Source organism: Candidatus Enterococcus murrayae, assembly GCF_017315985.1.
GTDB lineage: Bacteria > Bacillota > Bacilli > Lactobacillales > Enterococcaceae > Enterococcus_A > Enterococcus_A murrayae.
The window spans coordinates 40,400-54,286 of record NZ_JAFLVR010000011.1 but is presented as its reverse complement, the minus strand read 5'-3'; the positions used below and the strand labels follow the sequence as shown (position 1 = coordinate 54,286).

At 42.2% G+C, this 13,887-nt stretch carries 11 protein-coding genes; 1 reads left to right on the top strand and 10 read right to left on the bottom strand.

Translation table 11 applies throughout. The features are described from left to right. Positions 1-108: 108 nt before the first annotated feature. The 7 genes from JZO85_RS05110 to ispE all read right to left on the bottom strand — a co-directional run bounded on the left by JZO85_RS05110 (position 109) and on the right by ispE (position 7,442). A complete protein-coding gene (locus tag JZO85_RS05110) occupies positions 109-1,080 on the bottom strand; it encodes a ribose-phosphate diphosphokinase (RefSeq protein WP_016179446.1) in 972 nt (323 codons plus the stop codon). A gap of 97 nt (positions 1,081-1,177) precedes the next feature. Beyond that, positions 1,178-2,545, bottom strand: a complete 1,368-nt coding sequence (glmU, locus tag JZO85_RS05105; RefSeq protein WP_207107446.1) for a bifunctional UDP-N-acetylglucosamine diphosphorylase/glucosamine-1-phosphate N-acetyltransferase GlmU — start codon at positions 2,543-2,545, stop codon at positions 1,178-1,180. A gap of 258 nt (positions 2,546-2,803) precedes the next feature. Then, positions 2,804-3,622, bottom strand: coding sequence for a pur operon repressor (gene purR / locus JZO85_RS05100; protein ID WP_088934160.1), 819 nt, complete (start codon positions 3,620-3,622; stop codon positions 2,804-2,806). 237 nt (positions 3,623-3,859) lie between these two features. Beyond that, complete coding sequence (locus JZO85_RS05095; protein ID WP_207107445.1) at positions 3,860-4,690, bottom strand: metal ABC transporter permease; 831 nt, start codon at positions 4,688-4,690, stop codon at positions 3,860-3,862. Continuing rightward, positions 4,663-5,343, bottom strand: a complete 681-nt coding sequence (locus JZO85_RS05090) for a metal ABC transporter ATP-binding protein (RefSeq protein WP_207107444.1) — start codon at positions 5,341-5,343, stop codon at positions 4,663-4,665. The genes JZO85_RS05095 and JZO85_RS05090 overlap by 28 nt, the downstream gene beginning before the upstream one ends. 31 nt (positions 5,344-5,374) lie before the next feature. Continuing rightward, complete coding sequence (locus tag JZO85_RS05085; RefSeq protein ID WP_207107443.1) at positions 5,375-6,343, bottom strand: metal ABC transporter substrate-binding protein; 969 nt, start codon at positions 6,341-6,343, stop codon at positions 5,375-5,377. A 247-nt stretch (positions 6,344-6,590) separates the two neighbouring features. Next, entirely contained in the window at positions 6,591-7,442 is an 852-nt protein-coding gene (gene ispE / locus JZO85_RS05080; protein WP_242550217.1) for a 4-(cytidine 5'-diphospho)-2-C-methyl-D-erythritol kinase, read from the bottom strand. Between the two features lie 195 nt (positions 7,443-7,637). Here ispE and JZO85_RS05075 point away from each other — a divergent pair, with 195 nt between their 5' ends. Beyond that, on the top strand, positions 7,638-8,042 hold the full coding sequence (locus tag JZO85_RS05075) for an Hsp20/alpha crystallin family protein (RefSeq protein ID WP_207107442.1): 405 nt from the start codon (positions 7,638-7,640) through the stop codon (positions 8,040-8,042). A gap of 83 nt (positions 8,043-8,125) precedes the next feature. Here JZO85_RS05075 and mprF read toward each other — a convergent pair whose 3' ends face one another. From mprF to recA, 3 genes are all read right to left on the bottom strand, one after another. Continuing rightward, entirely contained in the window at positions 8,126-10,687 is a 2,562-nt protein-coding gene (mprF, locus tag JZO85_RS05070; RefSeq protein ID WP_207107441.1) for a bifunctional lysylphosphatidylglycerol flippase/synthetase MprF, read from the bottom strand. 289 nt (positions 10,688-10,976) lie between these two features. After that, positions 10,977-12,533: a ribonuclease Y gene (rny, locus tag JZO85_RS05065; RefSeq protein ID WP_207107440.1), complete on the bottom strand. Its 1,557-nt coding sequence runs from the start codon at positions 12,531-12,533 to the stop codon at positions 10,977-10,979. 253 nt (positions 12,534-12,786) lie between these two features. Further along, complete coding sequence (recA, locus tag JZO85_RS05060) at positions 12,787-13,836, bottom strand: recombinase RecA (RefSeq protein ID WP_207107439.1); 1,050 nt, start codon at positions 13,834-13,836, stop codon at positions 12,787-12,789. Positions 13,837-13,887 lie beyond the last annotated feature (51 nt).

Here is a 13,887-nt window from a genome sequence, read left to right as displayed (position 1 = left end):
GGATAACGTGAGAAGAAGCGCATTTTCTTATGTTTATAGTTTTTTCTAATTTGCGAGAAGTTGCGCTGAAAAAAAGGCATCCTATTTAAGGATGCCTAGTAAGTAAAATTATTTTTTATGTGTTTCAAACAACGGGCTGACTGGTTTGTTTTCATGGATACGTTTGATCGCATCCCCCATTAATTCACCAACACTGATTTCGTCGATTTTATCGATCTTGCGTTCATCAGATAAGTAGATTGAATCTGTTACAACTAAATGTTCGATCGCTGAATCTTGGATCCGCTGCATTGCCGGACCGGATAATACAGGATGCGTACATGAAGCGTATACTTGTTTCGCACCAGCTTCTTTTAATGCATTTGCAGCTAGTGTAATCGTACCAGCTGTGTCGATCATGTCATCGATAATGACACATGTCTTCCCATCGACCTTCCCAATGATATTCATTACTTCGGCAACATTCGCTTTCGGACGACGTTTGTCGATGATCGCGATTGGTGCTTTCAAGAATTCGGCTAATTTACGCGCACGTGTTACCCCACCATGGTCTGGTGAAACAACCACGACATCGTCGCCGCAAATCCCTTTTTCTAAGAAGTAATCAGCGATCAATGGCGCGCCCATTAAGTGATCCACAGGGATATCAAAGAATCCTTGGATTTGAGAGGCATGAAGATCTAACGTCAATAGACGTGTTGCGCCAGCTTTTTCGATCATGTTAGCAACAAGTTTAGCAGTAATTGGTTCCCGTGCACGCGCTTTACGGTCCTGACGGGCATACCCGTAATAAGGCATTACGACATTGATTGTTTTTGCACTCGCACGTTTCAAAGCATCGATCATAATCAAAAGTTCCATTAAATTATCATTTACCGGACTACTTGTTGACTGAACGACATAGACATGACAGCCGCGAATACTTTCTTCAATATTTACTTGAATTTCACCATCGCTAAATTGGGTAACTGAACTTTTTCCTAGTTCAACACCGACTTCTTCAGCGATTTTCTCAGCTAAGGGACGATTTGAGTTCAAAGCAAAAATTTTCAATCTTGGATCAAAATAGTGTTTCGACATGGGGACCTCCACTTTCTTTTTAAGCATACGTTACCGATTATATACCATTTCAAATAAAATACTAGTCATTTCCATTTAAGAAATCAAGAGAATTCCCTTAAAATGGCAAACGATTTGCATATCCTGCTTTATTCACCTGACGGGCACGAGCAATCGCCATATCTCCTTCAGCGATATCATCCGTAATCGTCGAACCGGCTGCTGTGACGCTATGATCTGCGATAGTGACTGGTGCGATGATATTTGTCCCTGAACCGATAAAGACATGATCACCTACATTAGTATGATGTTTGTTCTTGCCGTCATAGTTAACAAAAACAACACCGCAGCCAACATTGATATCTTTTCCAAGCGTCGCATCGCCAACGTAAGTCAAGTGACCGACTTTGGTATTTTCACCGATCGTCGCCTTTTTGACTTCTACGTAATTCCCGATATGCGCATTCGCACCGATGTCTGCCTGCGGACGCAAATGGGCATTAGGGCCAACATCTGCATTTTTACGAACAATACATTCTTCTAAGACGGAAGCTTTGATTTCTACATTGTCTTCTATCGTGCTGTCGACGATTTTGGAGTGTGCGCCGATAATACAATCCGAACCGATTACAGTCTTTCCTTGAATTTGCACACCCGGCTCGATGATCGTATCTGAACCGATCTCGATTCCGGCATCTATATACGTAGTTGCCGGATCAATAAAGGTCACACCATTGACCATATGTTGACGATTGATCCGACGACGCATGATCCCATTCGCATTCGCTAAAGCAATACGATCATTTACACCTAATGATTCTTCAAAGTCCTCTGTTTGATAGGCAGCGACCGTTTGATCTTCGTTCTTTAATATTTCAACGATATCCGTTAGATAGTATTCCCCTTGCGCGTTGTTGGTACCGATTTTTTCCAGCGCTGCAAATAACTGTTTATTATCGAAGCAATAGGTTCCCGTATTGATTTCTTGAGTACGAGCTTCCTCTGGCGTCGCATCTTTTTGTTCAACGATTTTTTCTACGATGCCGACATGATCTCGCAGGATACGCCCGTAGCCTGTTGGGTCTTCTGCATGAGCTGTCAAAATCGTCGCACTTGCCTTTTTCCCTTGATGGTAATCAAAAAGATTATTCAACGTTTGAGTCGTAAGCAAAGGCGTGTCCCCGCTGATAACCAAAGTGGTTCCTTCTTTGCCTTTTAAAAATTCTGCCGCCTGCATAACCGCATGACCCGTACCTAGTTGTTCTGCCTGCAGAGCGTATTGACTGCGTTCACCTAACTGCTCTTTAACCATTTCCGCGCCATGACCTACGATCGTTACGATCTCAGTTGGCTGTGTTTCAACCACACGTTCAATGATGTGCTCCACCATCGGTTTTCCCGCTACTGGATGCAAGACCTTGTATAATTTTGATTTCATGCGAGTTCCCTTACCCGCTGCTAAAATAATCGCATAACGATTTTCCAAAAGAAGTCACTCCTATTTCGTTTTAATGTATTCATTTTCCTTAAAAAATGAGTCTGATCCTCAACACGCATATCATTCTACTAATTATGCTGAAAGTATAACGTAGAACTGACATCCTATTTCGTTTTAATAAGCACTGAAATTTCTATTAATTTTTAAACACTCATACTATTTTACTAGCCCGACGCAAAAAAGGCTAGTCCGTCAGACCCTCCATAAAAAAACTGGAGAGCCCAAACAGCTTAGCATTTCTAGCAGCTATTTATCAAAGCAGTTGCCTGGTACGACCGTGATAGTCTTCGTGCTGGTGTCAACATCCTGCACAAACAACAATGAATTATAGTCATCGATGGCGCGTTCGCCTTTGAACTTAGATTCTGCAAAAACAGTGATTCCCACAAGCTCCGCTTCAAATTCTTCAATCAAACTCTTCATACCATTGACGGTCCCGCCGCCCTTCATGAAGTCATCCACGATCAAAACTTTCGAACCGCGCTTCAAACTGCGTTTTGATAATTCCATTTTTTCAATACGTTCAGAAGAACCGGAAACGTAATTTACACTGACAGTTGATCCTTCCGTGATTTTTGAATCCCGACGGACAATCACGAATGGTGCGTTTAAATAATATGAGACTGCTTGGGCGATCGGCACCCCTTTTGTTGCAACAGTCATAACTGCATCGACTTTCTTATCCAAATATTGAGCAGCAATAATACGACCAACTTTACGCAGCAAGTCTGGTTGCCCTAACATATCAGACAAATACACGTAACCTCCAGGCAATAAACGATCTTCCTCTGACAAACGCTCAGCTAAAGAGCCAATGTATTCCTGCGCTTCCTCATCCGTAATGCTCGGTGTAAAAACAACACCGCCTGCTGCACCTGGAATTGTTTCTAAGAACCCTGTTCCTCGTTCTTTGAAGGTTTTCTTTACAATGGCTAAATCTTCACTGATAGAAGATTTTGCCGAACCATATCTGGCCGCAAAAAAAGTCAATGGAATCAAGTCATGTGGATGATCCAACAAATATTGTGTCATGTCGATTAATCGTTCGCTTCGACGCACTTTCACGTAATTCACTCCTATTTCGTTTTAATATTTTTTTCTCGATGAAAAAAATTTTGATTCTCAACGCGTATTCATGTCCTGCTTCCATAAAGAAAGAGCACACGACTGCCTATTCTGATTTATCGTTTCCCATTATAAGGGTTTAACCAATAAAATTCGAGCATTTTCTCGTTTTAAAGTCGAAAAGTTCGGAATTTATTAATTATTCCACAAAAAAAGAGGAAAAGCTTTCGCTTTCCTCTATTTCTGCTGCTGTTTTCGCTGAATCATGATCCGTAATTGCCGAATGCCATTAAGGATTAGGAACAATAAAATGAAGCCCAGCGTGATCGTTGCCCCTGGCGGTGTATCTAAATAATACGAACCAGTCAGTCCGCCAATCATTCCAACGAACCCAACAAGGACGCTGACTAGGATCACGATGTTGAAGCTTTTTCCCACGCGCATCCCAATCGCAGCTGGCAGTACCATAATCGCCGAGATAAGCAAAGCTCCCGCGATCGGAATCATAATAGCGATCGCCACCCCCGTCACAACATTGAAAATCATCGACATCGTGCGGATCGGCAAACCGTCTACAGCCGCAATATCTTCATCAAAGGTCAAAACATACATCGGACGTTTAAATAGTAAAAACAGAACGCCGACTAAAACAAACAATATTCCTAGAAAAATGACCTGCTCCCATGTGATCGTTACGATCGATCCAAAAAGATAAGATTGGATGCTGACTGCCGAGCTTCCCGGTGCTAAACTCATTAAAACCAATGCTACTGCCAAGCCCGCTGCCATCAAAATCGCAATAGATATTTCCGAATAAGAGCTGTACATATTCTGTAAATATTCCATGATAACTGCCGCAGCTACAACGACCAGCAATGTGGTGCCAGTTGGATTCAAATTTAAGAAGAAGCCCAGCGCTACTCCGGCTAATGAAACGTGGGACAGCGTATCCGCCATCAGTGATTGACGACGAATGACCAAAAACACCCCCAGCATCGGCGCAATTCCAGCAATAAAAATAGCCGCTAGGAAGGCACGTCTCATGAACTCATATGAAAGCAACGCCATTTGGAATTCTCCTTTCGCACCAATCGGATATGTCGATCAATATATTTTTTGGTATCCTCATGATCATGAGTGATCATCAAAATACTTTTGTCGTGTGCGTGTGCACTATGACGCAGCAACTCATAAAAATCATTCCGAGATTTTTCATCCATCCCGGTGGTTGGTTCATCTAAAATCAACAAATCTGGATCTTTTGCAAATAAACGAGCCAGACTGATTCGTTGCTTTTGTCCGCCAGATAACTCGCCGACTTTTTTATGGCGCATGTTCCACATGTCCACCGATTCCAAAGCCTTCTGTACATGCTCGTAGTCTCGTGAAGATAGTTTTTTAAACCATTTGCCCTGCGGATAACGCCCAGACTCTACTAACTCCAGAACAGTGCTGGGAAAACCAGCATTAAAAGAGGCCACTTGCTGCGGGATATAACCGATACTCAATTTTTTCCCTTGGGCATTCTTCTTTGCAATCGTGACTTTCCCGCTACTGGGCTTTAATAAACCTAATGTCGCTTTGATCAATGTCGATTTTGCGGCACCATTTTCTCCAGTCAAAATGACAAACTCCCCCGGATCAACGTGATAGGACACATTTTCCAAAACTGGTTCGTTGTCATAATAGAATGAGAGGTCTTCCACCTCGATATACGACATTTTCGTCTCTCCTTTTAAAATAATTCTCCTACTAATGAATACTTTCCTTCAAAGCCTCTAAATTTTCTCGCATCACAGAAACATAATCTTCACCGTTTTTGATTTGTTTTTCCGTCAAGCTTTCTAACGGGTTCAACACTTCCAGCTTTACGCCCGTCTCTTTAGACAATGTTTCGGCAACTTTAGATGAGGCATTCTCTTCAAAATAAATCACTTTGACCTGATGATCGTCCACATAATGCTTCAACTCGCTCAAACGACTAGGAGAGGGCTCCTGATCTGGCGAAATTCCTGCGATCGCTTCTTGTGTTAACCCATATTGCTTAGCTAAATAGCCAAAAGCCGCATGCTGTGTCACAAATGTTTTGTTCTTCGCATCCATAAATGCCGTTTGATAGTCTTTGTCCAATGTTTTCAGCTCATCAATATAACTTGCCGCATTTTTTTCAAATGACGCTTTATCCGCTGGATACTTCTTACTTAACTGATCCCGAATCGCTTCAACTTCCTTGATTGCTAAAACAGGATCCAGCCACACATGAGGATCTAAATCGTGGTCATGCCCGTGCTCTTCGTGTTCTTTTGCATCATGGTCATCATGAGCTTCCTCATGGTCATGATCAGCGCTATCCATCAAAGTAATGCTTTTAGAAGCTTGAATGATGGCTGTTTTTTTCGTATCAATGGTGTCCGTCAAATTATCCGTCCATGTTTCCAGCTCTGGACTATTATAAACAAACACATCCGAATCTGAAATTTTAGCTAAGTCTTTAGCTGACGGCTCAAAATCATGCGGCTCCGTACCTGCAGGGATCAGCAATTCCACATCGCCTTTGTCCCCAACCACTTGCTTGGTGAACTCATACATCGGGTAAAAGGTTGTCATCACCTGAATTTTTTTATCAGATGAGACTTCTTTTTTCTCTTCGCTGCCACAAGCAGTCAGTAAAACTGATAGTAACACAGTTCCTATTAAAAGCAGTCCTTTTTGCATCTTCATCTATTAAAACACCTTCTCTTCTCTTTTTAAGACAAGATTTAATTTAACAGATGTTTTTCTATCCGTCAACACAAAACGTAAAAATTACGATTTACACCCGAGTAATCCTGTTAAATCGTAAAATAAATGACCTGTCATTCATATGAAAAGCGAGACCTGTATCCGATTCATTTCTTTTTCGATGTTATTTTATATTGTCTGATAGTTAAAATTTTCCGAAAAGCAAAAAAAATAGACCCCTTGAGATCTATTTTAACGTACGAACGAGATAGACTTCATCGCAAAAACCCTTCAACGCATTAAACACATGCTTCGCTCGCGAATATTTCCGACACAAGGCATAAACTGTCGGACCGCTGCCGCTCATCATTGCGGCATCAGCACCATACTTCAGCATACGATCCTTCAGCTGTTGGATAACCGGATGCTTCCTAATCGTCACAACTTCCATTGAGTTGCCTAAATTTTCTGTCATTCTCTGATAATCATTTTCTTCGATCGCCGACACAAGTGCAGCAATATCAGGATGATATAAATCCTCCATCACGATTTGAGCAAAAATCGTCCGTGTTGAAACACTCATTCTCGGTTTCACTACCACGACCCAGCATTGCGGCATCGGAGCGATCGGCGTGACCTTTTCTCCAAAACCTTCAACTAATGATGTTTGTCCATATACGCAATAAGGAACATCCGAGCCGACTTCCGCACCTAAGCTGGCTATTTCTTCAATCGACAGACCTAAGTTCCATAAGCGATTCACTGCTCGCAGTGCTGCCGCAGAATCCGTCGAGCCTCCGCCTAATCCTGCCGCCACAGGAATCTCTTTATGGATTTTGACCCGCAGTCCTTTTTTTATATCAAAGCGCTCCTTGACCAAATCCAGCGCCTCATAAACATGGTTCTTTTTATCCGTGGGTAAAAAAGCCTTGTTGGTCTCAATAATGATTTTATCTTCTGGAATCTCTTCCAAATACAAACGATCCGCTAGATCGATGCTCGCCATAACCATCGCCAGCTCATGCAAGCCATCCGGTCGTTTGCCTAAAATGTCGAGGCCCAAGTTGATTTTTGCTGGGGCTTTCTCCATAATTTCCATTTTCTCACCCGTTCAAATTTTTCACTAGACGATTCTATCATAGCCCATCCTAAATGTATAGATAATTCATTCTAGCATAGGCACCCCAAATTAGTTGAATAATTCCTCCCGAGGCTTTACCATGAGATTAGGAGATGCCGCAGCGAATTTATGTGTTGTCAGAAAAGTATTCATTACGAATTAGGAGGAAACGATATGAATCTACTACCGAAAAACGATTGGCTAGATGGAGAAGATTTAGTTGGCAAGCTGATGAACACGTTTTGGGATGATCGGAAAATGAGTGTAGATATTCGCGATTTAGATGATCATTATGAAGTAAAAGCAGATCTTCCTGGATTTGAAAAATCAGAAATTTCCGTTCATTACAACAATGACATTCTTTCAATCGATGCCGAGCACACAGCTGAAAATGAAGTCAAAAATGATGGCCGCTTTGTCCGCAGAGAGCGTTCCAGCAGTGCTTACCACCGTCAATTTGTCGTCAAGGATATTGTTGAAGAAGAAATCAACGCAAAATTTGAAAATGGCGTACTTACTTTAAAACTGCCTAAAACAGAGTACGAAGAAAAAAATGGCAAATCGATCACGATCGATTAAGACCAGAATAGAAAAAAATACCGACCGCCAAAAGTTAGATGGTTTGTCTAACCTTTGGCGGTCGGTTCAATTTGTTCATTCTTTTATACTTCGATCATCTCTTCTGAAATGGTTACCCCTTTATTCTTTCCTCGACCAATCAACAATAATAGCTGCAAAGCAGAGAACACGAAGCTGCTGTCCTTCATATAAGCAAAGTATCTCGGACGCCAATGATCGACATAAACCGTTTTTTCTTCTGCTACCTGCTGAAAGGCATAGATTGAATGTCCATATTTATAAATCAAGTTCATGATCCGTTCCTCTAAAAAGGCAAAGGAGGTTTCGCCAACCTTCGCTAACGGTGCCATGCCTTGATAGACTTCACCATAGCCCTGCTTTTTCAGCTCATCCATTAAATGCAATTTCAAAAAGGTCGGCAATTCGTTAGGAACATCATTTCGAAAACGTAACAGATCAAAGGAGGCTTTTTCCTGATCAACCGGCTGCTCTGTAATAAAACCAACAATTCGATTCTGCGGATCACGAGCGATTCCAACATTACTAGTTTCGATATAAGCGCGATCAAAACGTCCCACAGAGAAACACTTCTCTTTTTCTCCATTCAGCCATTCATCGGAAATTTCCTCCAGCTCGTCAAAGACCTCTTCCGGCAGCTTCTCAAAATAGATAAACTGATATCCTTCATTAGTCAGTCGTTTAAACTCAAAGCGGTCCGAAAAAACATCCAGCTTATGCTGAGTGAAGTCTGTCACGCCCGTTTCACCGATCTTATCAAAATGGAAACCTAAATCATGTAAAAGGAGTACGTACTCTTCCGATATCTTATAAAACGCTAACTGATACCCAAGCTTATCGGCATGCTCCATAAAAGCAAAAGTTGCCGCCTGCCATTTTTCAGGATTTCCCACGGGATCTCCTAAAACAAAACACTTATTGGCTCTCGTTTGAAACCCAAAAACAATTTGATCATTGCCATTTTCTTGATAATAGAAATATTGATAGCCTGACACTCGTAAATAGTGGCTGGCCGGTGTACCGCCATAACGATTAATCAGATAATTGAATCGTTTTTCATCCCATGCCGCTCCAATTTTAGTCTCGCTTTGTGTCAAATATTGATAGAGAATGGCTAAACACAAAATCGATAAAATCAATCCGATTAAGCCGGAAAACCAAATCTCCTCTGACGGAAAAGCAAAATACTTCGTCGACAAACGTTCCGTACTCCAAATTTGTCCACTGTGATAGCCGGCCACTGCATAGAAGATGAACAGCAGACCGAACAAAATACCGTCAAAAACCAATCCACCCCAAGAATAAATAAAACGTTCCCGATAGAATTCTTTGCGAGACATCCAAACGATCAGTAAAATCACCAAGTAAACCACAATCAAACGAACGGATGCCGTTCGAGCGACTGTATTGATAATCCCGAAGATCAGCAATAAAATTGTCGGCCAGAATGCCCGTTTTACCTTCTGCGAGATTCCCCGGGCAAAGCCCAGCAGCAAGAATCCGATCAACAAATTCAGCGTCTGATCCAAGAAATCAAATGAGAATGGCAGCAATACTTGAAACAATCGACTGATATTTGACAAATTCGTCAATGTCGATAGCAAAATCATCATAATTCCCGCAAAATATACTGCGCTGACCATGATCACATGAGCCAGTTTTTGTGAAAGCAGCCGCGGTAAATTATCAAAGTAACGGTTCATTTTGACACTGGTATTGGTCAAAAAGATCACGATCCCTGTGACAAACGGAACTAGATAATAGAATATCCGATAAAATAATATCCAGACAACTGCAGTACTTTGATTCAGACCGAGGTGTCCTAACCCTAAAATCATCATGACATCGAAGGTCCCAGCACCTCCTGGTACCATCGTCAGCATCCCTAAGCCCGTTGCGATCACAAACATTGGGTATACTTCTCCAATATTTAACCGCACACCCATGAGATAACCAACTGTTAAGAAAACAGCTAAGGCCCCAAGCCATTGGCCTAATGAAGCTAAGTATAGTTCAAAAATTTGCTTCATTCGAAATTCTTTAAAAATCGTCCGACGGCGGGCATAGACAAAGCCGAATAAAATCGGTGCAAAAGCTCCGCCAATCAATAGCCAAAGTCGGTATCGAACGAACGGATTCTGCGTTCGAAAGAAAAACAGATCTAAAGAGGTGATAAAGGCCATAATGGACAGTCCTGCCAGCATGAAAATAGCAATTTTAGAGATAACGGCTAAAACCTTTTTCTTCTCCATCCCTTTGCCATAAAAGCTTGAGCGCAGACTCACTCCGACGACCCCGCCAAAGCCGGCTAAGTTATTGATTGTATTGGTGGTCCAAGCCGAGACCAGCCATTCTTTGCGATTCATTCGTGAACGTCCCGCTGTTTCCAGCGTCGTAATTGCCACATGATCATACAAAAGCATGGGCAGAACGCCGCATAGGCCGATCCCAAACATACTTAATAATGAAACCTGATCCTGTTGTTTGATCGTTTGCCAAACGGTTTGCCAACTCATTCCATGGGCGATATTTTTTACCTGATTCGCGACAAAAAATAAGACGATCCCAAAGAAGATAATCTTGAGTAAGGTAGCATAGCGTTTGAACCAGCGACTGATAGTCGTCATCCTTCTACTCCATTCTTTCTTTTCTTGTACTCTATTTTAAATGAATTCTTGTTTTGAAGCTATCCTTTTAAAATTATGATTCCCTTAAAAATATATTTGTTATAATTTTGACGCAATTCTTCATGATTTCATGGAATAATTGAAGCTATATAATAAAATTGCTGGTATTCAAATTGCAGGAAAGTACGTTTTTCAGTTCGCATAAAGTCAAGAAGTCATTTTTACAGGGTTGCCGTAAAATTATGAGTAAAAGGGAAAAAATAAAAAGCCTCAAAACTGAGGCTTTTTACTATTTTGCATAATCGGTTGCTCGTGTTTCACGAATAACGACCACTTTGATGTGTCCTGGATAATCCAATTCATCTTCGATTCTGCGGCGAATGTCGCGAACTAAACGAACGGAATCTAAATCAGAGATTTCTTCTGGTTTGACCATGACACGTACTTCACGCCCTGCTTGGACAGCAAAGCTTGAATCCACTCCGTCAAAACTATTTGAAATATTTTCCAAGTTTTCCAAACGACGGATATAGTTTTCTAAGGACTCGCTCCGTGCCCCTGGTCTAGCGGCTGACACTGCATCGGCAGCGGCTACTAAAACAGAGATTACTGAAGTTGCTTCTGTATCCCCATGGTGAGAGGCAATAGCATTGATCACAACAGGGTTTTCACGATATTTGGCAGCTAACTCTGCACCAATTTCAACGTGAGAGCCTTCGATTTCATGATCGAGTGCTTTACCAATGTCATGAAGCAAGCCTGCGCGCTGTGCCAATTGAACATTTTCGCCTAACTCTGCAGCTAAAACGCCCGTTAGTTTGGCCACTTCGATCGAGTGGTTCAGTACATTTTGACCATAGCTGGTCCGGAAATGTAACCGTCCTAAAATCTTGATCAAATCTGGATGCAAGGTGTGGGCGCCCACTTCAAAGGCTGCCTGTTCCCCGTATTCACGAATACGCTCATCCATTTCTTTGCGAGATTTTTCAACCATTTCTTCGATCCGTGCCGGATGAATCCGACCATCTTGAATCAATTTCTCTAACGTCATACGGGCAATTTCCCGTCTGATTGGATCAAAGCCGGATAGAACGACTGCTTCTGGCGTATCATCGATGATCAAATCGATCCCCGTCAATGTTTCCAATGTCCGAATATTACGGCCTTCACGTCCAATAATGCGACCTTTCATCTCATCATTTGGCAGCGTAACTACCGAAACAGTCGTTTCAGAAACAGCATCGGCACCACAACGTTGAATAGCCATCGCCAAAAGATTTTTGGCTTTGCGATCGGCTTCTTCTTTCGCACGTTGCTCAGATTCCTTGACCATCACAGTTAACTCATGGTTCAATTCCTCTTCAGTCGTCTTCATAATTACTTCTTTCGCTTCATCTTTCGTTAAAGAAGCAACTTGTTCCAATTTTGTTTGTTGTTCTTCAATCAGTTGTTCTACATCTTTTTCTCGCTCGTCAATTAATTGCTGTCTAGCACTGATTTTTGTTTCTTTTTCTTCCAGTGAGTGCTCACGCTTCTCGAGAGAGTCGTCTTTACGATCTAAAGTCTGTTCTCTTTGAAGCAAGCGATTTTCTTGCGATTTTAATTCTTGTCTGCTTTCTTTCAACTCACTTTCAACTTGTGCGCGATACTGCTGGTTTTCTTCCTTGGCTTCCAACAAAGCTTCTTTCTTTAAGGTCTCTGCTTCTTTATTTGCATGCGTAATGATCCCTCTAGCTGTGTTTTGTGCCCCATCAATTTCTTTTTCATGGCGTGCTTTTGCTGCCACGAAACCCAAACCAAGACCGACAATTAAACCGATGATAGCGAGGAGAATAGGAACTAACATTAAATCCACCTCCGTACTATCTTATTTACCTATCTGTAGTTTTTTGATAAACGAATGTCAAATTATCAATATGCCTACTTGCATATGTGTGAGAGTCACACAACTTTATTCTAATGTTTGTCTGATAGCGTGTCAACTTTATTTCTCTTTTGCCAACGGCTCTAATAAAGCGCTTTGATTTGTTTTGAAAAGTCACGAAAAAAAACACTAATGACCCCGCGACTACGCATTGTCATTAGTGTCCATTTGTTTTTTATTCATCTAATGGTAGTTCTTCTTGTCCGGCTTCATCTGCTTCCGCCACATCGCCTTCTTCTCCGATGCCGTAAGCTGCCCGAACCCGCGTAGCGACCTCTGCCATCATTTCTGGATGATCCGCCAGATATTTCTTGGCATTTTCACGCCCTTGGCCGATTCGGTCCTCTTTATAGCCATACCAAGCGCCGCTCTTGTCGATAATGTCTTGTTCTACAGCCATGTCTAAGAGTTCGCCTTCTTGCGAGATTCCCCGACCGTACATCAAATCTACCTCAGCGATTTTAAACGGAGGAGCCACCTTGTTTTTCACAACTTTGATCTTCGTACGGTTACCAATGATGTCTGTCCCGTTTTTCAATTGTTCAGCACGACGGACTTCTAAACGAACCGTTGCGTAGAATTTCAATGCACGTCCACCAGGGGTCGTTTCAGGGTTACCGAACATTACGCCGACTTTTTCCCGAATTTGGTTGATGAAGACGGCGATCGTCTTCGTTTTGTTGATCGAGCCGGATAATTTACGCAATGCTTGCGACATCAAACGAGCTTGCAAACCAACATGGGCATCTCCCATTTCACCATCGATCTCAGCTCGAGGGACTAACGCCGCTACCGAGTCAATCACAATAATATCTACTGCCCCACTGGACACTAATGCGTCCGCGATTTCCAGCCCTTGCTCACCAGTATCTGGTTGAGAAAGCAGCAGCTCATCGATGTTTACGCCTAAACGTTGTGCGTATTGAGGGTCCAATGCGTGTTCAGCGTCGATAAAGGCCGCTGTCCCGCCATGTTTTTGAACTTCCGCGATAGCATGCAATGCTACCGTTGTTTTACCAGAACTTTCTGGACCATAAACTTCAATAATCCGTCCGCGAGGGTAACCACCCACACCCAATGCAACGTCTAGCGCTAAAGAGCCGCTTGGAATCGTTGAAATCTGCTGGTCGACCTTTTCTCCTAATTTCATGATCGAACCTTTTCCGTAGTTCTTTTCAATCTTCTTCATTGCAGCATCTAAAGCTGCCTTGCGATCATTAGCCAATAACTGATCCTCCTATTTCGTATAATAAACATGCTTTCCACATCATTATTG

Excerpts from the sequence above, each read along its gene's own strand:
- JZO85_RS05110 (WP_016179446.1), bottom strand. The coding sequence starts at position 1,080 with ATGTCGAAACACTATTTTGATCCAAGATTGAAAATTTTTGCTTTGAAC.
- JZO85_RS05095 (WP_207107445.1), bottom strand. The coding sequence starts at position 4,690 with ATGGCGTTGCTTTCATATGAGTTCATGAGACGTGCCTTCCTAGCGGCT.
- JZO85_RS05090 (WP_207107444.1), bottom strand. The coding sequence starts at position 5,343 with ATGTCGTATATCGAGGTGGAAGACCTCTCATTCTATTATGACAACGAA.
- JZO85_RS05085 (WP_207107443.1), bottom strand. The coding sequence starts at position 6,343 with ATGAAGATGCAAAAAGGACTGCTTTTAATAGGAACTGTGTTACTATCA.
- ispE (WP_242550217.1), bottom strand. The coding sequence starts at position 7,442 with ATGGAAATTATGGAGAAAGCCCCAGCAAAAATCAACTTGGGCCTCGAC.
- JZO85_RS05075 (WP_207107442.1), top strand. The coding sequence starts at position 7,638 with ATGAATCTACTACCGAAAAACGATTGGCTAGATGGAGAAGATTTAGTT.
- mprF (WP_207107441.1), bottom strand. The coding sequence starts at position 10,687 with ATGACGACTATCAGTCGCTGGTTCAAACGCTATGCTACCTTACTCAAG.
- rny (WP_207107440.1), bottom strand. The coding sequence starts at position 12,533 with ATGTTAGTTCCTATTCTCCTCGCTATCATCGGTTTAATTGTCGGTCTT.